Below are 19,030 nucleotides of genomic sequence, written 5' to 3'. Positions count from 1 at the left end.
ATCTTCATCAAAGAGGGTGCGCTTGATGCGTCGCTCTTTGTCGAACAGGGGGCGCAAGGGCCGCTGCATCCGAATGCGAAAGGTCAGGCGGCAATGGCGAAAGCGATTGAACCGGTGCTTGTACGGCTTCTCGGTGAGCTTCCCTGAAAATAAAAGGGAGGCTCTAGGAGCCTCCCTCCGCCCTCTCCGGAGCCTCCCCTGTTTCAGTGCTGCTTCTCCGGCAGCCTCAGAATGAGTCCGTCAAGTTCGTCCGTAATCGCGATCTGGCAGGCAAGGCGGCTCGTCTCGCGCACATCCTCGGCAAAATCGAGCATGCTCTTTTCAAGCCCTTCGGCTGCCGTGCCCGTCTTTTCGATCCAGTCGGGATCGACATAGACGTGGCAGGTGGCGCAGGCGGCGGCGCCGCCGCAATCACCGTCTATTCCCGGCACGGCATTCTTTACCGCTGCTTCCATCGCCGTGATTCCGCTATTGGCATCGACGGCATGCACGGTTCCGTCGGTTTCGACATATTTGATCGTCGGCATTTCAATTCTCTCCGGCGTTCAGGCGTGAAGACGGACGGGCAGGGTGGTGTAGCCGCGCACGAAGTTGGAGCGTACGCGTTCGGGCTCGGCCATCACCTCAATGCGCGAGAAGCGCGCCAGAATTTCTTCCCACAGGATGCGGAGCTGCATTTCAGCAAGACGGTTGCCGACGCAACGGTGGATGCCGAAGCCGAAGGACAGGTGCTGACGCGGACGCGCGCGGTCGATGATGAACTCGTCTGGCCGCTCGATTGCGTCCTCGTCGCGATTGCCCGAGAGGTACCACATGACGACCTTGTCGCCCTTGCGGATCGTCTTGCCACCAAGCTCCGTATCGACAATCGCCGTGCGGCGCATATGCGGCAGCGGCGTTTGCCAGCGGATGATTTCGGGAATGGTGCTGTCGATGAGCGCGGGGTTCGCCTGAAGCTTCGCCAGCTCGCCCGGATTCTTGTGGAAGGCGAGAACGCCGCCCGTCATCGAATTGCGCGTCGTATCGTTGCCGCCGACGATGAGGAGTAGCACGTTCGCCAGATATTCCACTTGCGTCATGTTCCGCGTCGCGGGCGAATGGGCGAGCATGGAGATGAGGTCGGAACCCGGCTCCTTCGCATTGACGCGCTCGTTCCAGAGGTTCTGGAAATAACCCGCACACTCCATCAGTTCCTGCGTGCGTTGTTCCCAGCTATCGACGATGCCGCTGCCGGGCGCCGCCGTTGCCACGTCCGACCAGCGCGTGAGCTTGCTGCGCTCCTCAAAAGGAAAGTCCATCAGCGTCGCCAGCATCTGCGTCGTCAGTTCAATCGAGACGCGATCGACCCAATTAAATTCCTGGCCCAGAGGAAGCCCGTCGAGCACGCGGCAGACACGCTCGCGGATCGTGCCTTCGAGCTTGGCGAGGTTCGACGGAGCGACGATCGGGCTGACCGCCTTGCGCTGCTCGTCATGTCGCGGCGGGTCCATGCTGATGAAATTTGGCAGGTCGATGCCGCCTTCTTCGGCGATCGAGAGCGCGTTGTCGATCGTGATGCCGCCGAGGCTCGCTTCAGAGGAGAAGATCTGATGATTGGTGTCGACATGCATGATGTCGGCGTACTTCGTCACGGACCAATAGGGTCCGTAGGCGCTTTGCGCGCAGTAGTGGACCGGGTCTTCCGTCCGGAGGCGTTTGAAATAACCCTCGATCGTGTCGTGGAAGTAAAGATCGGGGTTGCTCACATCGATCTTGTCGAGCGGCAGGGCGTAGGCGCCATGCGTTTCCAATGTTTGGGTCGTCATATGTTCCTCCCGGTGGCGGTCCTCCCAGACTCGCTATTGTGTAAAGTATCAATAGCTATTGCATGAAGAGTCAATTAGGTTTTTTTAAGAGGCATCCGCCCCCTGTGCGCCGCGCCGCATCCATCTATAATTCGGACCGATTTCCCCGATTCTCGGAGCCGAAGCCCGCCGTGACAGCGAAACCCAGGGTCCCGCGCACCCGTTTGCAGCCTGAAGAGCGGCGGTCGCAGCTTCTTGCCTGCGCCATCGCCGCCTTTGCCGAACACGGCGTGGCGCGGGCGACCCACTCCCATGTGGCTGAGCGCGCGGGTGTTTCCGTTTCGGCGGTTCATTCCTATTTCCGTACGCGCGACGATCTTGTTTCGGCGACGCTCGGCGAGGTTGAGGCCTATCTCGACGGTATCGTTGCCGACACGCTTGGCAGCATCGTGCCGGTTTTTGACGCGCTGATGGCGCTGGCCGACCGCTTCGCGAGCGATGCACGGGAAAAGCCTGACATGATCAAGGTCTGGCTCGACTGGAGCACAGGCGTCGGCACCGAGACCTGGCCACGCTATCTCGACGTTCTCGATCGTCTGCATGATGCGACGCAGAAAATCTTCGCGCGCGGCAAGCGACAAAAGCTGTTCCCTGACGCGCTCAACACCAAGGCGGCAGCGCGCATCTATATCGGCGGCGGGCATACGGTGGCGTTGATGCAGTTCGCTGGCGCGTCACGAAACGATGTGGACAAGCTCGTCGACCAGTTGGTGCGCGGCGTCATGTGCATCGGGCTGGATGCACCGGTCCGCTGATAGCCTGCCGGGGGCTTGTTGCCTTGGCGTCGAAACTGCGCCAAATATGACTTCATGACCTCTGACGTCGCGCCAAAAATTCTCGGTATCGTCAACATCACGTCGGATTCATTTTCCGACGGAGGAAAATATCTGGCGCCCGAAGCTGCCATCGCGCATGCGCGCAAGCTCGCAGCCGAGGGCGCTGATGTGATCGATCTTGGGCCTGCATCGAGCAATCCCGATGCGGCGCCGGTTTCGGCGGCGGAAGAGATTGCGCGGCTTGCGCCTGTGCTCGATGCGCTTCTTGCCGACGGTACTGCAATTTCCATCGACAGCTACCGGCCTGAAACGCAGGCTTATGCACTCGCTCGCGGTGTTGCCTATCTCAACGACGTCAGGGGATTTCCTGAGCCGGCTATCTATCCCAAGCTGGCGGCGCATGAGGCGCGCCTCATCGTCATGCATTCGGTGCAGGACGGGCAGGCTGATCGGCGCGACGCTCCGAGCGGCGATATCCTCGATCATGTGTCGCGCTTTTTTGAGGCGCGTATTGCCGCATTGGCGGATGCGGGTATTGCGCGCGACCGCCTTATTCTCGATCCGGGCATGGGCTTTTTTCTCGGTTCGACGCCTCGGCCCTCGCTTGAGGTCCTGGCGCGGCTCGGCGAATTGAAGGCCCGGTTCGGCCTTCCGCTCCTTGTTTCCGTGTCGCGGAAGTCTTTTCTTCGGACGCTGACAGGTCGCGCGCCCGGAGAGGCCGGGGCGGCCACACTTGCCGCGGAACTCTTTGCGGCGCAGAACGGTGCCGATTTTATCCGCACCCACGAGCCGGCCCCTTTGCGCGACGGGCTCGCCGTGCTTGCAGCTTTGAAAGATTCAGCAAGAAATCGTTAACTCCGTTTTTGGGATAAGGCTCTATATTCAGCATCTCAAACAAGCGGGATTATGAATTTTATGGCGCGAAAATATTTCGGCACCGACGGCATTCGCGGAACGGCGAATGAAGGCGCGATGACGGCGGAAACGGCGTTGCGCGTCGGAATGGCTGCCGGGCGCGTGTTTCGCCGTGGCGATCATCGCCATCGTGTTGTGATCGGCAAGGATACGCGCCTTTCGGGCTATATGCTGGAACCGGCGCTGACGGCCGGTTTTACATCGATGGGGATGGATGTTTTCCTCTTCGGCCCGCTGCCGACGCCCGCGGTCGCCATGCTGACGCGGTCGCTGCGCGCCGATCTCGGCGTGATGATCTCGGCTTCGCATAATTCCTTTCAGGATAACGGTATCAAGCTTTTTGGGCCGGACGGGTTCAAGCTCAGCGATGAGGTGGAGCTTGAGATCGAACATCACATGGATAACGGCCTTGCCAACGATCTCGCTGGGCCGCGCGATCTCGGTCGTGCCAAGCGCATCGACGACGCGCAGGCGCGCTATATTGAACATGTGAAGCACAGCTTCCCTCGCGATCTCACGCTTGAGGGATTGCGCATCGTCATCGATTGCGCGAACGGCGCGGCCTACAAGGTTGCGCCTGCTGTGCTCTATGAACTTGGAGCCGATGTCGTCGCCGTCGGCACGGAGCCGGACGGTTTCAATATCAATGAGGATTGCGGATCGACGGCGCCTGAGCGCATGTGCGCGACCGTGCGCGAGCGCCGCGCCGATATCGGCATTGCGCTTGATGGCGATGCGGACCGTCTCATCATCTGCGACGAGAACGGGCATATCGTCGATGGCGATCAGATCATGGCGCTGATTGCGCGTTCATGGAAAGCCGCAGGCAAACTTTCCGCGCCCGGCATCGTCTCGACCGTCATGTCCAATCTCGGTCTTGAGCGCTTTCTCAGTGGTCTCGATCTGGAGCTTGTACGCACGCAGGTTGGCGACCGCTATGTTGTCGAGCATATGCGCAATCATGGCTACAATGTCGGCGGCGAGCAGTCCGGCCATATCGTGCTCAAGGATTTCTCGACCACGGGTGACGGACTTATCGCTGCGCTGCAGGTTCTTGCCGTGCTGAAGGCCGGAAGCGTGCCGGTGTCGAAGCTTTGTCATCTCTTCGATCCGCTGCCGCAGCTCTTGAAGAATGTGCGTTACAAGAAGGGCGAGCCTTTGAACGAGAAGGAAGTCGTCGCCGCGATCCGCGAAGGCGAGGAGCGGCTCGGCAAGAAAGGCCGTCTCGTCATTCGCAAGTCCGGTACGGAACCGCTTATCCGCGTGATGGGCGAGGGTGACGATGAGGCGCTGGTCAAATCCGTCGTGCGCGATATTTGTTCGGCCATCGAAAGCCACGCCGCGTAATGCCCATCGAAAATTCAATCATCGGCCCGAGAGGCCGCGTCCTTATCATCGCAGGCTCCGATTCCGGCGGCGGTGCGGGCATTCAGGCTGACATCAAGACCGTCACGGCGCTGGGCGGCTATGCGATGACGGCGATCACCGCGATCACCGTGCAGGACACGCTCGGCGTTCACGGCATTCACGAGATTCCGGTCGATATAGTGCGGGCGCAGATCAGGGTCGTGCTCGACGATATCGGAACGGATGCGGTGAAGACCGGCATGCTGCATTCCGTCGAGATCATTGAGGCGGCGGCGGAAGAAATTTCCGACCGCGCGCCCAATGCGGCGCTTATCGTCGATCCGGTCATGATCGCAAAGGGCGGCGCGGCGCTTCTGCAGACGGAGGCAATCGACGCCTTCAAGCGCGCGCTCATTCCGCTTGCAACGCTTCTGACGCCCAATGCGCCGGAAGCCGCCGCACTGACCGGTCGTCGCATCGAGACGCTTGATGAGCAGAAAGCGGCGGCCGACGCATTGCTCGGGCTTGGTTGCGATGCCGTGCTGCTGAAAGGCGGGCATATTCCGGGCGAGACGATTTTCGACGTGCTGGCGACGCATGAATCCATCGAGGTCATGTCATCGCCGCGCATCGACACGCGGCACACGCATGGCACGGGCTGCACGCTTGCTTCCGCGATTGCCGCCTTGATGGCGCAGGGCGCGGATTTGCGCGAGGCCGTCGAGGTTGCCCGCGACTATGTGCATGAAGCGATCCGCACGGCGCCCGGCTTTGGCAAGGGCCACGGGCCGCTTTACCACGCGCATACGCTCCGTCGAAACGACGAGAACTAGCGTTCCTGAATATCAGGCTCAGGTGCGTTTACTGTAGCCATCGGTCTTCCGGCCGGAACCTGATCTCCATCAGCGGCAGCATGCGTCCGGGAATGGAGCCGGACGGCACTTCGCCACAAAGATTGAAGCCTTCGTGCTCGTAGAAGGCTGCCGCGTTTGGATCGGCTTCGACATGTACGAGGGGAATGCCGTGGCGGCGCGCATATCCCAGAAAATCTGCGACGAGCAAACGCCCGATCCCTGTAGCGATGAAGCGGGGATTGACGAACAGATCCTCGACATCCGCCTTTCCGTCGCCGACCTTCATTGAAGAAAATCCGGCAATCTCGCCACCTGTCTCGGCAACGCGAATGCGTTCGCGGCCTATGCGTCTGTGCGTCACCGTGAGCTCGGCGCGACAACGCTCCATGAACTCGTCGTCATAACCCCAATGGGCTTTCGCTTCCATTGCGAGCGCCGACAGGGCAGGGCCTTCGTCCGGCCAGGCGGGGCGGATGAGGACGGGTTTTGTCATTTGAACGGTCGACGCCATGCAAACCTCTGAAAATCATCCTAGCACGAATGACATTGCTCCGCAGCGCTCGTATTATTTCGCCAGCTCACACCGGGTGGATGAAGTTAGCCTTTGTTCACGCTGGTACTGGCAGGATTTCATCCATCGAGTTTTGACGGTTCCGGATAACAAATGAAAGCGACGCTCTATCAGGTCGATGCCTTTGCGGATCGTGTGTTCGAGGGCAACCCGGCGGCGGTTGTGCCACTCGTTGAGTGGCCTGCCGACGCTGTGATGCAGGCGATTGCGGCTGAAAACAATCTTGCCGAAACTGCCTTCTTCGCGCCAGAGGGAGAAGGCTTCCGCCTGCGCTGGTTCACGCCGACAATCGAAGTACCTCTTTGTGGGCATGCGACGCTTGCTTCCGCGCATGTGATCTTCAAGCATCTCGGTCATGCAAAGCCGGCGATTCATTTTGAAACGCTGAGCGGGCGGCTGACCGTCAAGCGCGACGGCGATTTGATCGTCATGGATTTTCCGCTCGATCCCGCAAAACCGTCGCCGGAACCCGAGGGTCTTTCTCGCGCGTTGGGTGCGAAACCGGTGCTGACGATGAAGAGCAAATTTATTCTCGCTCTGTTCAATAGCGCCGCCGAGGTCGCGGCGCTCGATCCCGACATGGCGCTGCTGAAGCGGCTGCTGGTCTCGCTCGGCGGGCCCGGTGTCATCTGCACGGCTGCAGGGGATGACGGTTCGGGCATCGACTTTGTTTCACGCATGTTCGCGCCCGCGCACGGCATTGACGAAGACCCGGTGACAGGCGCCGCGCATTGCACAAGCGTTCCCTATTGGGCGAAGAAACTCGGCAAGGCGGACCTCGTTGCGCGGCAAATCTCGAAACGTGGTGGCACGCTCTGGTGCACGGATGCGGGCGAGCGCGTCATCATACGCGGACGTTGCGTCGATTATCTGCAAGGCGAGATCGTGGTCTGACGCTCCGTCTTCGCCTTGACGATCAGGCCGGCGCCACCGCGCCACCCAGAATGAACACCTCGTCATGCAATGGTCTCAGCGTGCTGCGGTGGCCGACTGAAATGACGGTCGGCCGTTCCGGCAGCGACTCGATCAGGTGATAAAGTTCTGCCTCAGACGTTTCGTCGAGCGCGGATGTGCTCTCGTCCAGAAAGATCATATCGGGCTTGTGGATCAGAACACGGGCGAAGGCGAGGCGCTGTTGCTCACCGACCGATAGACGCTGCGCCCATTTGTCCTCGCGGTTGAGTTCCTGCGCGAGGGAGCCCAAGCCGACCGCATTCAGCGCGCCGATAAGCACGAGGTCCGTCACATCGGCGGGCTTGTAGGGATAGAGCAATGCCTCGCGCAAGGTGCCGAGCGGAATATATGGCTTCTGCGGCAGGAAGAGCGGGCGCTTTGCGGATGACACGATCCGTCCGCGACCGAATGGCCAGAGGCCGGAGATGGCGCGAAGCAGGGTTGATTTTCCTGCACCTGTTTCGCCCATCACAAGCATGCGTGCGCCCTTGGGCACGTTGATGTTTATGCCGCGCTTCAGCATCGAGCCGTTGGGCAAGGCAAGGTCGAGATCGCTCACGGTGAGCCCGCCACCTTCCGATTGTGCGATATCAATGGCGGGCGTCTCGGCGCGTGCGGCAGCGGCGCGATGTTCGAATTGCGTCAGACGGATCATCACCGCTTGCAGCTCTGCGATGTCGGAATAGGAATTGACGATGAAGGAGAGCGAGGTCTGCACCTGATCGAAGGCGGTGGCAATCTGCTGGACGCCGCCGAACTGGATTGCCTTGCCGAAATATTTCGGTGCGGCGACGATGTATGGAACGATGAGTGCGATTTGCGAATAGGTGCTGTTCAGCACGTTGAGCTTCATCTGCCGTATCAGCAGCGCAATGAAGTTGCGATAGACATTGCTGAAGCGCCCGTTCAGCACCCGCGCTTCGTGCTCTTCACCCTTGTAAAAGGCGATGCTTTCGGAGTTCTCGCGCAAACGTACGAGGCTGTAGCGGAAATCGGCTTCATAGCGTTGCTGGTTGAAGGTGAGGCCGATCAACGGGCGGCCGAGTTTCACCGTTGCCCATGTGCCAAGCCCTGCATAGAGGATCGCGCCGATTGCGGCGTAGCCCGGAATTGTGATGCTCCCATAAGTGCCGAGCGGAATGGTGAGCGGCCCTGAAAGCGCCCAGAGGATTGAGATGAACGAGACGAATGTGACCACGGAACTCAGCAGGCCGATCGAGAGAGTGAGCACCTGGCCGGTGAAGAGGCGCAGGTCGTCGGCAATGCGCTGGTCGGGGTTGTCGGTTTCGCTGCCTTCGATCTGCATGCGGTAATAGGCTTTGCGTTCCAGCCAGCCGTCGATGTAGCGCTCCGTCATCCAGCGCCGCCAGCGGATCTGCAAAAGCTGCGTCCAGTAAAAGGTAAGCAGCCCTGTTGCCAGCGCTACAGCGGCGAAAGCCGAGAAGCGCCAGAGCTGATGCACGAAGACGGGTTTGTCGTAATTCTGAAGCGCATCGAAGAAAATGCCGCGCCATTCGTTGAGCCAGATCGAGAGATAGACCTGGAAAAGATTGAGCACGACGATGCCGACGATCAGCGCCAGCGCCGTCCATCGCTCTTGCGATGTCCAGTAAGGTTTCGTCAATTCCCAGGCATCGCGGAAAAAGCGGCGTTCAATACGGGGCATGGATTGAGTCCTCGGACGATGTCTCGCGGCTGGGCAAAGCTTAGCGAAGCGTGAAGGCATCCGGCGGTCGAGAATCCTTACATTTCCGTCATTTACCGCGGGGTTCGGACAGTTGGAAAAACGTTGTTTGACAGCTTTACGCTGCGGGCCTATATCCCGCGGCGGGCCACCTCCCCCCACCGGGAGGCATCTATCTGGAAGGGTAGGTTAGAGATGACCACTCAGACACGTCCTGACGCACGTCCTGCTAATCCGTGCTTCTCCTCTGGTCCCTGCGCCAAGCGGCCGGGCTGGAACCTCAAGAACCTCGAAAAAGCCCTTCTCGGCCGGAGCCATCGCTCGAAGCCGGGCAAAGCGCGTCTTGTCGAGGCCATCGAAAAAACCCGCACCATTCTCGGCGTCCCCGCCGACTACAAGATCGGCATCGTTCCCGCGTCCGACACCGGCGCTGTGGAAATGGCGCTCTGGTCGTTGCTCGGCGCGCGCGGCGTCGACATGCTCGCCTGGGAAAGCTTCGGCTCCGGCTGGGTCAGCGATGTCGTGAAGCAGTTGAAGCTGAAGGACGTGCGCAGGCTTGAAGCCGGTTACGGCAAGCTGCCGAACCTCGCTGAAGTGAATTTCAAGAACGACGTCGTCTTCACATGGAACGGCACGACGTCGGGCGTTCGCGCGCCGAACGGTGACTGGATCCCGGCGGACCGTGAAGGCCTCACCATTTGCGACGCAACCTCTGCCGCTTTCGCGCAGGATCTTCCCTGGGCGAAGCTCGACGTTACGACCTTCTCCTGGCAGAAGGTGCTCGGTGGCGAAGCGGCCCACGGCATGCTGATCCTCAGCCCTCGCGCAGTCGAGCGGCTTGAGACTTATACGCCCGCATGGCCGATGCCGAAAATCTTCCTGATGACCAAGGGCGGCAAGCTCATTGATGGCATCTTCAAGGGCGAGACGATCAACACGCCCTCCATGCTTTGCGTGGAAGATTATATCGATGCGCTGAACTGGTCTGAGTCCATCGGTGGATTGAAGTCGCTCATTTCGCGCGCCGACGGCAATGCGGCGGTCATCGCCGAATGGGTCGAGCGGACGCCCTGGGTCGATTTCCTTGCAGAGGACGTCAAGACGCGCTCCAACACCTCCGTCTGCCTCAAGGTCGTCGATCCGACGATCACGGCGCTTTCGGACGACGATCAGGCGGCTTTCGCCAAGAAGATCGCCGATCTGCTGGACAAGGAAGGCGTTGCCTATGACATCGCGGGCTATCGCGATGCACCGGCCGGCCTTCGCATCTGGGCGGGCGCGACGATTGAAGTCGACGACATGCGCGCGCTAACGCCCTGGCTCGATTGGGCCTTCGCGCAGGTCAAGGCGTCGCTTTCGGCGACGGCTTAATCACTTCCCGTTTTCGGTACTGACGCGGACGGCGCGGAGCTTCGGCTCCGCGACCTCCCGTTCCCAGAAGGAGGCTTTCATGCCCAAAGTTCTGATTTCCGACAAGCTGTCGCCCGCCGCCGTGCAGATTTTCAAGGATCGCGGTATCGAGGTCGATGTGAAGACCGGTCTCGATAAAGACGAATTGATCAAGATCATCGGCGACTATGACGGTCTTGCCATTCGCTCCAACACCAAGGTGACGCCCGCCGTCATCGACGCTGCAAAGAAGCTGAAGGTTGTCGGTCGCGCCGGTATCGGCGTCGACAACGTCGATCTGCCCGCCGCGACGGCGAAGGGCATCATCGTGATGAACACGCCGTTCGGCAATTCGATCACGACGGCTGAACACGCCATCGCCATGATGTTCGCGCTCGCCCGCGATATTCCGCAGGCCAATGCCTCGACGCATGCCGGCAAGTGGGAAAAGTCGAAGTTCATGGGCGTCGAAGTGACGGCCAAGACGCTCGGCATCATCGGCTGCGGCAATATCGGTTCGATCGTCGCGGATCGCGGGATCGGCCTCAGGATGAAGGTCATCGCCTTCGATCCGTTCCTGACGGTGGAACGCGCTGCCGATATCGGCGTCGAGAAGGTCGAGCTTGATGACCTGCTCGCGCGCGCTGACTTCATCACGCTGCACACGCCGATGACGCCGCAGACGCGCAACATTCTCAATGCCGAAAACCTTGCCAAGACGAAGAAGGGCGTTCGCATCATCAATTGCGCACGCGGCGGCCTTATCGTCGAAGCCGATCTCAAGGCGGCGATCGAAAGCGGTCAAGTTGCCGGTGCGGCCCTCGACGTGTTCGAGGAAGAGCCTGCGAAGGCCAACATCCTGTTCGACATGGAACAGATCATCGCGACGCCGCATCTGGGCGCGTCGACCAATGAGGCGCAGGAAAACGTCGCGCTTCAGGTTGCCGAGCAGATGTCTGACTATCTACTTTCCGGCGCGATTGCCAATTCGGTCAACGTGCCGTCGATCTCGGCGGAAGAAGCGCCGAAGCTGACGCCTTTTGCGACGCTCGCCCAGCAGCTCGGTTCCTTTGCCGGTCAGCTCACAGAAGAAGGCATCATGGAAGTGACGCTCGAATATGAAGGCGACGTCGCCAACATGAATACGCGCGTGCTCACCAATGCCGCATTGACGGGCCTCCTCAAGCCGCAGCTTGTCGACGTCAACACCGTCTCGGCGCCGGTCATTGCCAAGGAACGTGGCATTCAGGTTTCCGAAGTGAAGCGCGAACAGCGTGGCGCTTACGAAACCTATATCCGCCTCACCGTGAAGACGGGCAAGCGCGAGAAGTCGGTTGCCGGTACGGTCTTCTCCGGCGGCAAGCCGCGCCTGATCCAGATCAAGGGCGTCGACATGGAAGCGGCATTGGGCACGCACATGCTCTACGTCACGAACCAGGACAAGCCGGGCTTCATCGGTGCGCTGGGTTCGGTTCTTGCCAAGGCGAATATCAATATCGCGAACTTCAACCTCGGCCGTGAAAAGGCCGGTGGCGACGCGATCTGCCTCGTCGAAGTCGATGGCGCGGTGCCGGAAGCCGTGGTGAGCGAAATCCAGGCTCTGCCGCATGTCGTGCAGGCCAAGGCGCTAAGCTTCTGATCTGAAGCGCTCTCAATGCATAGACGGCGTTCCGAAAGGAGCGCCGCCTATTTCTTTTGTGCGGCCTTTTCCAGTTCCTCTATGCGCTTGCGATAGGCTTGCGCATCGCCGAAGGCGACGAAGTCGCGATACTTCTCATGTGCGCCGATTGCTTTCCTCGCATGCTTGATCGGGCACCAATAGGCCTCCGTTCGTCCGGCGATTTCGCGGACATAGGCGATGAGGCCGTTGGCATAGGAGCAATAGGCGCAATTGAGTTTTTCTAGCATGTTTAGATAGGCGAGATGCCCGCGATCGAAGACGAGATATTCGCTGCGCTTCACCTTCTCCAGGCCATAGGCCGGAAAGCAGACCGCCTGATAGAGGCTCACAAAAATATCGAGCAGGACGAGCGGTACGATCAGGGAATAGATGAACGGTGCGGTCAGCACGACGAGCGGCTTTGCGTTGAGTATGTAGCGTGACAGCCGCGTCTTCAGCTCGCGGTGGCGGCGCAGAATTTCTTCCTCGAAAGCGACGCGCCCATGCTCAAGTCCGTAACGAAGCTCGGCGCTTTGTTTGGAGAATTCAGCCTCAAGTTCCAGTTCGAGGCCCTGGATGCGGCCCATCAACTCGTCGATCTTCACGTTCATGGCTCGCGTCCTTGCCGATAGGGAAATGCGTATGCCGACTATCGCAGGTCAGCCACGCCATGTCGCGCCGGGCTATTCTGGGAAAGCTTATTCGCCATCCGCTTTGCGGCATGTGGGAATAACCAATCCGTCTGGCAGTCGCGTCTTGTCGTCGCCGCAAGCAAGCGCCAGTTGTTCGTTCGACAATCCCCAGGCGCGCGTGAAATCGGCACCCGACAGGTTTGCGCCTCTGAAATCGACGCCACGCAACGAGGCATAGCGGAAGATCGCGCCGGTCGCGTCGACATCGCGAAACTTCACACCCTTCACATATTCGATGAGGCGCAGATTTGCGCCGACGAGTTTTGCGCCCGTAAAATCCGCGTTCTCGACCAGCGCCGCGTCGAGCCGCGCATGCGAGAGATCGGCGCCTTTGAGGTTCGCACCTGTAAGGTCGATGCCTGCCGCATTCGCATGGGACAGGTCTGCGCCTTCGAGGTTCGCGCGTGCGAGCCGTGTGCCTGTGAGATCGGCGCGGGTGAGCTGGGCCTTGCGCAGGTCGGCGTCTTGCAGGCTTGCGAGCCGTAAATAGGCCTTGTTGAAATTTGCTCCGGCCAGCGTGCAGTTGCGGCAGGCCAGCAGGGTTTTACCCGCATCCGCGATCATGGAATTGACGAGCTTTGCGTCGACAGGCGGGAGCTTTGCTTCCGCCGCCTTCTGCGCTTCGCCGATTGCCTCGGCGGCCTGCGGCTGCGGCGGCACAAGCTCGGCATTGATATGGGGCAGATCGCGGGCGCGCTGATAGGCGGGAGGCGGCTCGGCGAAACGGTAGGCCCCGATAAGGCTCAGCAGGACGTGCAGGCAGATCGAGAAAATGATTGTGGTGATGAAGGCATCGACATGCAGCGCATTGAGCCCCGCGCCCGTTTCATCGGGCAGGCCTAGCGGCTCAGGCGCAGTGGCGGGAACGGCAAGTGACATGGCGTTCTTTGGTAGCCCCCTGGGCGGCCGGATCAACCGGGGCCGCGAGACCTTTCGTCTATCGGTTTTCGGGGTGGATATCCACTTTCCTTCCGTGAGCCAATCCGGTAGACAATGCGAAAGCTCCCTGCCTTCCGGCATGGGGGCTTTTGGCTTGTTTAGGGTGCTATGCGCCCTCAGTCTAAGGCATTGAAATCATGGCGAATGTAGCGGTTGTCGGCTCTCAGTGGGGTGACGAGGGCAAGGGCAAGATTGTGGATTGGCTCTCGGAGCGCGCCGATGTGGTGGTGCGATTCCAGGGCGGGCACAATGCCGGCCATACGCTCGTCATCGACGGGAAGACCTACAAGCTCTCGCTGCTGCCCTCAGGCGTGGTTCGCCCCGGCAAGCTGGCGATCATCGGCAATGGCGTCGTCGTCGATCCCTGGGCGCTTTGCGACGAAATTGGCCGCCTGAAAGAGCAGGGGGTTTCGGTCACGCCGGAAAATCTCCGCATCGCTGAAAACGCCGTGTTGATCCTGCCCCTTCACCGCGAGCTGGATGAAATCCGCGAGAGCTCGACTTCCGGCACGCGCATTGGCACGACGAAGCGCGGCATTGGCCCTGCCTATGAGGACAAGGTCGGCCGCCGCGCGCTGCGCGTCATGGATCTGGTCGATCTCGACGCGCTGGAAGAAAAGGTCGAGAAGCTGCTCGCGCACCACAATGCGCTGCGCAAGGGGCTCGGCACCGAACTGGTCGACGGCAAGGCGCTTACCGCATTGCTGAAGGAAGTCGCACCGAAGGTTCTGCCCTTCATGGATACGGTCTGGCGTCTTCTCGATGAAATGCGCCGCAAGGGCAGCCGCATTCTCTTCGAAGGCGCGCAGGGCACGCTGCTCGATATCGACCACGGCACCTATCCTTACGTCACCTCGTCGAACACCGTGTCGGCGCAGGCGGCCATCGGCTCCGGCATGGGGCCGTCGGCGATCCACACGGTTCTCGGCATCACAAAGGCCTATACGACGCGCGTCGGCGAAGGCCCGTTTCCGAGCGAGTTGCATGACGAGAACGGCCAGAAGCTCGGCGAGCGTGGCCGTGAATTCGGCACCGTTACGGGGCGCAAGCGCCGTTGCGGCTGGTTCGATGCGGTGCTTGTGCGTCAGGCGATCAAGACGAGCGGCATCACCGACATCGCGCTGACAAAGCTCGACGTGCTTGATGGCTTCGATGAAGTGAAGATCTGCGTCGCCTACAAGCTCGACGGAAAGACCATCGATTATCTCCCGGCCTCTGCCGCGCTTCAGGCTCGTGTTGAGCCGATCTATGAAACGCTCGAAGGCTGGAAAGAGACGACTTATGGCGCGCGTTCCTGGGCGCAGCTTCCGGCTCAGGCGGTGAAGTATGTTCGTCACATCGAGGAACTGATCGAAGCGCCGGTGACGCTGCTTTCGACGTCGCCTGAACGCGACGATACGATCCTGATGAAAGACCCGTTCGAAGATTGAGCGCCGGTGGGAGAGGGCGAAGCGTGTCGCCTCTCTCCCGCCGGCGATCTTGTATGCCCTACATCGGCGCTGCAACCACAGGCGCTGCCGCCAGTATCAACGTGCCCGATGTCACGACCGCATAGGCGAAGATCACGATACCGACGATCGAAACGAGCCACACCAGCGTGCGGATCGAGATGAAAGTCCAGCCCAGAAGATAGACGATCGCGTGAGCGACGCGACCGGCAAGAAAGAGCTGCGCGGCCAGAACGGTCAAGCCCGAATGGATGCCTGCGAGATGCGCCGGAATGGCGATCGCCGAAAACACCAACAATCCTTCGAGCAGATTCATATAGGCGCGTTTGGCCCGGCCCGCCCATCCGGTGCCCGGCGCCTGTTCTTCGCGATTGCCGATGCCCCAGGCCTGACCCATGGCGCGCACATTGCCGAAGGCCGAAATCAGGATCAGCAGGAGCAGCAATATGCCGCTCCAGACAATTGCAGACAGTTCAACAGTCATGGTCGTTCTTCCCCGTTTACGGGGCCACGAATCGGACCCCCGAAAGAGAGGTTATCGCGGAAAAGAGGCGTCGGCATTATGGGAGAAGTGGCTTGAACTACCGACCGCTCATCAATTTTTCCGCCTCACGCATCAGGCGCACGGTCTTTTCGGCAGCAGGTTCGGGCTTTGAAAGCGCCGCCGCCTGTCCTGACCAGAGCTGCATGAACTCTGCGCGGTCCGCCTTGCCGCTGGCCCCGACCAGTGCGGCGACGAGCGCGCGCTGGGTGGGAAAAGGGGCTGTCTTTTCCTCGAGGTGGTGCAGTTCCTCCGTCAGATGGTTGCGGATGGCGCGGGCAGGGCGTCCGGAAAAAAGCTTCGTCACCACGGTCGCATGGTCGGATGCTTCGGCAAGCGCCTTGCGGTGGAGCGGATGCATGTTGGTTTCGGGGCAGACGAGATAGGCCGTGCCGAGTTGCACGCCTGCCGCGCCCAGCATGAAGGCGGCGGCGATCCCGCGCGCATCGCCGATGCCGCCTGCCGCGATCACCGGTACTTTGACGGCGTCCACCACTTGCGGCACCAGCGCCATCGTCCCGACGGTTCCGAGATCGACGTGATTGAGGAACGTGCCGCGATGCCCGCCCGCTTCGTGTCCTTGCGCGACGATTGCATCGACGCCGCCTTTTTCCAGTGCGCGTGCTTCGGCGCTCGTCGTGGCGCAGCCGAGAATGACAATGCCCTTGTCGCGGATTGCAGCAATGGCCGCGGCGTCGGGAAGGCCGAAGTGAAAGCTTACCGCGCGCGGTGCGAGTTCCAGCAGCAGCGTCAGCGCTTCGGCGTTGAACGCAGGCGCCGGCGAGGCGGGGGCCGGCACTTCGCCGAGGCCGAATTCTTTATAGAAAGGCGCAAGCCCCGCCTGCATCGGCTTTGCATCGAAGCCGTCGAGGTTCGGCTCCTGATGCACAAAATAATTGAGGTTGAACGGCTTGTTGGTAAGGCCACGCAGCTTGCCGATTGTCTCGCGCAAGACTGCCGGCGACATCATTGCGACGCCAAGCGAACCGAGCCCGCCGGAATTTGCAACAGCGGCGGCAAGTTCCGGCGTTGCCGCGCCTGCCATCGGCGCCTGCACGATCGGCAGATCGAGGCCGAGAAGTTTCGTCAGCCTATCTGGAAATGTCATGGATCCTGACCCTTAACCCGTGTGAATAGATGCCTTTCAGATGAACCTTTTGGCGGGGAAGCGCAACTCTTGCAGCCTTGTCGCCCATGGTCCACACTCGCCGCATTCCGAGGGGGGCCGGTGCAACCGGCTGAGATGAACCTGATGCAGGTTCACCACCCTTAGAACCTGATCCGGGTAATGCCGGCGAAGGGACGGGACACCGCCATCCTCCGCATAATCCCGGATTTCCGAAACCTTTCTGGACGGAGATCCATTATGAATGTTCACGCGAACGCCCCCAATACACCGGACGTGACGACGGGTCCGCTGCCCGCAAGCACCAAGATTTTCACAACGCCGGATGGCTTTCCAGACCTGCGTGTGCCCTTTCGCGAGATCGCGCTTCACCCGACAGCGAATGAGCCGCCGGTCCGCGTTTACGACACGTCGGGCCCGTACACCGATCCTCTGGCGGTCATCGACGTCGAGCGCGGATTGCCGCGTACGCGCGAGGCTTTCATCGATGCGCGTGGCGACACGGAGATCTATCAGGGTCGCGAGGTGAAGCCGGAAGACAATGGCAATGTGTCCGACGCCAAACTCGCTCGCGCCTTTCCGACGCATCACCGTCCGCGCAAGGGCAAGCCGGGTCATCCGGTCACGCAGTATGAATATGCGCGCGCGGGCATCATCACCGCCGAGATGGCCTATATCGCCGAGCGCGAGAATATCGGCCGCAAGCAGGCGCTCGCCAATGCCGCGCACAAGCTTGCGGAAGGCGAAAGCTTCGGCGCCGATATTCCTGAATTCATCACACCGGAATTCGTCCGCAACGAAGTGGCGCTGGGCCGGGCCATCATCCCGGCCAATATCAATCACCCCGAAGTCGAGCCGATGATCATCGGTCGAAATTTCCTGGTGAAGATCAACGCCAATATCGGCAACTCCGCCGTTACATCGTCGGTCGCCGAAGAAGTCGACAAGATGGTCTGGGCGATCCGCTGGGGCGCGGACAATGTCATGGACCTGTCCACCGGCCGCAACATCCACAACACGCGCGAATGGATCATCCGCAACTCGCCGGTGCCCATCGGCACGGTGCCGATCTATCAGGCGCTGGAAAAGGTCGACGGCGTCGCCGAGGACCTGACTTGGGAAGTTTATCGCGACACGCTGATCGAGCAGGCGGAGCAGGGCGTCGACTACTTCACTATTCATGCGGGTGTGCGCCTCGCCTATGTGCCGCTGACGGCAAAGCGCGTGACGGGCATCGTCTCGCGCGGCGGCTCGATCATGGCCAAGTGGTGTCTGGCGCATCACAAGGAGAGCTTCCTCTATACGCATTTCGAAGAGATTTGCGACATCATGCGCGCTTACGACGTGTCGTTTTCTCTCGGCGACGGGTTGCGTCCGGGCTCGATTGCGGACGCCAATGACGAAGCACAATTCGCCGAACTTGAGACGCTTGGCGAGTTGACGCAGATCGCCTGGGCCAAGGGCTGTCAGGTGATGATCGAAGGGCCGGGTCATGTGCCGATGCACAAGATCAAGGTCAATATGGACAAGCAGCTCAAGCATTGCGGCGGCGCGCCCTTCTATACGCTTGGGCCTCTGACGACCGATATCGCGCCGGGCTATGACCACATCACATCCGGCATAGGTGCGGCCATGATCGGCTGGTTTGGTTGCGCCATGCTTTGCTATGTGACGCCCAAGGAGCATCTGGGTTTGCCAAATCGGGCCGACGTGAAGGAAGGTGTCATCACCTACAAGATCGCGGCTCATGCCGCCGATCTTGCCAAGGGTCATCCGGCGGCGCAGCTTCGCGACGATGCGCTGTCACGCGCCCGTTTCGAATTCCGATGGGAGGACCAATTCAACCTTTCGCTCGATCCGGAACGCGCGAAGGAGTTTCACGACCAGACGCTTCCGAAAGACGCGCACAAGGTCGCGCATTTCTGCTCCATGTGCGGCCCGAAATTCTGCTCGATGAAAATCACGCAGGACGTGCGCGAATATGCCGAAAGCGGCATGGCGCAGATGTCGGACAAATTCCGCAATTCCGGCGCGGAGATTTATCTGGAGGAGAGCATCGACGCGGCCAAGTCGGCAAATGCGGCGCTTGGTGCGAAACGGGAGAATCCGATTCCGTAACCCCAATTCTCACTCTGGGCAGCGCGGGATATAAAACTCAATGTCGTCCCGGGGACTGGTTCCCGGGACCCATTTTCTTTCTCCAATGACGAAGAAAGGCCCTCACCCAACCCTCTCCCAGAGGGAGAGGGCTAGAAAGCGGTCGTCCTTAAACTCCCTCTCCCTCTGGGAG

At 60.5% G+C, this 19,030-nt stretch carries 17 protein-coding genes and 1 riboswitch; of the genes, 9 read left to right on the top strand and 8 right to left on the bottom strand.

Features of this window, described 5'->3' with window-relative positions; genetic code table 11:
- Nucleotides 1-203 precede the first annotated feature (203 nt).
- Both WA943_RS15310 and WA943_RS15305 read right to left on the bottom strand, forming a co-directional pair.
- Nucleotides 204-527 (bottom strand): 2Fe-2S iron-sulfur cluster-binding protein, encoded by a 324-nt coding sequence (locus WA943_RS15310; protein ID WP_424470763.1) that lies wholly within the window; start codon nt 525-527, stop codon nt 204-206.
- 18 nt (nt 528-545) lie between these two features.
- On the bottom strand, nt 546-1,805 hold the full coding sequence (locus WA943_RS15305) for a cytochrome P450 (protein WP_424470762.1): 1,260 nt from the start codon (nt 1,803-1,805) through the stop codon (nt 546-548).
- Between the two features lie 170 nt (nt 1,806-1,975).
- On the opposite strand from WA943_RS15305, the gene WA943_RS15300 reads away from it, so the two are divergent.
- From WA943_RS15300 to thiD, 4 genes are read left to right on the top strand one after another with little or no spacing between them, the layout of a single operon-like run.
- Entirely contained in the window at nt 1,976-2,599 is a 624-nt protein-coding gene (locus WA943_RS15300; RefSeq protein ID WP_424470761.1) for a TetR/AcrR family transcriptional regulator, read from the top strand.
- A 54-nt stretch (nt 2,600-2,653) separates the two neighbouring features.
- On the top strand, nt 2,654-3,475 hold the full coding sequence (gene folP, locus WA943_RS15295; RefSeq protein WP_424470760.1) for a dihydropteroate synthase: 822 nt from the start codon (nt 2,654-2,656) through the stop codon (nt 3,473-3,475).
- Nucleotides 3,476-3,535: 60 nt separating this feature from the next.
- Nucleotides 3,536-4,882, top strand: coding sequence for a phosphoglucosamine mutase (gene glmM, locus WA943_RS15290; protein WP_424470759.1), 1,347 nt, complete (start codon nt 3,536-3,538; stop codon nt 4,880-4,882).
- A complete protein-coding gene (gene thiD, locus WA943_RS15285; protein WP_424470758.1) occupies nt 4,882-5,715 on the top strand; it encodes a bifunctional hydroxymethylpyrimidine kinase/phosphomethylpyrimidine kinase in 834 nt (277 codons plus the stop codon). Before glmM ends, thiD begins: the two co-directional genes overlap by 1 nt.
- A 28-nt stretch (nt 5,716-5,743) precedes the next feature.
- On the opposite strand, the gene WA943_RS15280 is transcribed toward thiD, so the two are convergent.
- Complete coding sequence (locus tag WA943_RS15280) at nt 5,744-6,229, bottom strand: GNAT family N-acetyltransferase (protein WP_424470757.1); 486 nt, start codon at nt 6,227-6,229, stop codon at nt 5,744-5,746.
- 171 nt (nt 6,230-6,400) lie between these two features.
- On the opposite strand from WA943_RS15280, the gene WA943_RS15275 reads away from it, so the two are divergent.
- The gene (locus WA943_RS15275) at nt 6,401-7,201 is read left to right on the top strand and encodes a PhzF family phenazine biosynthesis protein (protein WP_424470756.1); all 801 of its coding nucleotides are present in this window, start codon (nt 6,401-6,403) and stop codon (nt 7,199-7,201) included.
- Between the two features lie 22 nt (nt 7,202-7,223).
- On the opposite strand, the gene WA943_RS15270 is transcribed toward WA943_RS15275, so the two are convergent.
- Entirely contained in the window at nt 7,224-8,927 is a 1,704-nt protein-coding gene (locus WA943_RS15270) for an ABC transporter ATP-binding protein/permease (protein ID WP_424470755.1), read from the bottom strand.
- 213 nt (nt 8,928-9,140) lie between these two features.
- On the opposite strand from WA943_RS15270, the gene WA943_RS15265 reads away from it, so the two are divergent.
- Together WA943_RS15265 and serA are read left to right on the top strand one after the other, a co-directional pair.
- The gene (locus tag WA943_RS15265) at nt 9,141-10,316 is read left to right on the top strand and encodes a phosphoserine transaminase (protein ID WP_424470754.1); all 1,176 of its coding nucleotides are present in this window, start codon (nt 9,141-9,143) and stop codon (nt 10,314-10,316) included.
- Between the two features lie 79 nt (nt 10,317-10,395).
- Nucleotides 10,396-11,973, top strand: a complete 1,578-nt coding sequence (serA, locus tag WA943_RS15260; protein WP_424470753.1) for a phosphoglycerate dehydrogenase — start codon at nt 10,396-10,398, stop codon at nt 11,971-11,973.
- A 47-nt stretch (nt 11,974-12,020) separates the two neighbouring features.
- On the opposite strand, the gene WA943_RS15255 is transcribed toward serA, so the two are convergent.
- Nucleotides 12,021-12,605, bottom strand: a complete 585-nt coding sequence (locus tag WA943_RS15255) for a hypothetical protein (RefSeq protein WP_424470752.1) — start codon at nt 12,603-12,605, stop codon at nt 12,021-12,023.
- An 87-nt stretch (nt 12,606-12,692) separates the two neighbouring features.
- Nucleotides 12,693-13,565, bottom strand: coding sequence for a pentapeptide repeat-containing protein (locus tag WA943_RS15250; protein WP_424470751.1), 873 nt, complete (start codon nt 13,563-13,565; stop codon nt 12,693-12,695).
- 197 nt (nt 13,566-13,762) lie between these two features.
- Between WA943_RS15250 and WA943_RS15245 the strand changes: the two genes are divergently transcribed.
- Complete coding sequence (locus WA943_RS15245; RefSeq protein WP_424470750.1) at nt 13,763-15,055, top strand: adenylosuccinate synthase; 1,293 nt, start codon at nt 13,763-13,765, stop codon at nt 15,053-15,055.
- A 58-nt stretch (nt 15,056-15,113) separates the two neighbouring features.
- Here the strand turns inward: WA943_RS15245 and WA943_RS15240 are convergent, their stop codons facing one another.
- Both WA943_RS15240 and WA943_RS15235 read right to left on the bottom strand, forming a co-directional pair.
- On the bottom strand, nt 15,114-15,557 hold the full coding sequence (locus tag WA943_RS15240; RefSeq protein ID WP_424470749.1) for an MAPEG family protein: 444 nt from the start codon (nt 15,555-15,557) through the stop codon (nt 15,114-15,116).
- Nucleotides 15,558-15,654: 97 nt separating this feature from the next.
- Nucleotides 15,655-16,722, bottom strand: coding sequence for an NAD(P)H-dependent flavin oxidoreductase (locus WA943_RS15235; RefSeq protein ID WP_424470748.1), 1,068 nt, complete (start codon nt 16,720-16,722; stop codon nt 15,655-15,657).
- A 100-nt stretch (nt 16,723-16,822) separates the two neighbouring features.
- A riboswitch (TPP riboswitch) is annotated at nt 16,823-16,934 on the top strand.
- A 46-nt stretch (nt 16,935-16,980) separates the two neighbouring features.
- On the opposite strand from WA943_RS15235, the gene thiC reads away from it, so the two are divergent.
- Nucleotides 16,981-18,858, top strand: a complete 1,878-nt coding sequence (gene thiC, locus WA943_RS15230; RefSeq protein ID WP_424470747.1) for a phosphomethylpyrimidine synthase ThiC — start codon at nt 16,981-16,983, stop codon at nt 18,856-18,858.
- Nucleotides 18,859-19,030 lie beyond the last annotated feature (172 nt).

The sequence above is a fragment of the Parvibaculum sp. genome, from assembly GCF_049651025.1.
In the GTDB taxonomy this organism is placed as follows: Bacteria; Pseudomonadota; Alphaproteobacteria; order Parvibaculales; family Parvibaculaceae; genus Parvibaculum.
Note: the sequence above shows the minus strand (reverse complement) of the source record. Positions and strands in the feature narration are given on the sequence as shown.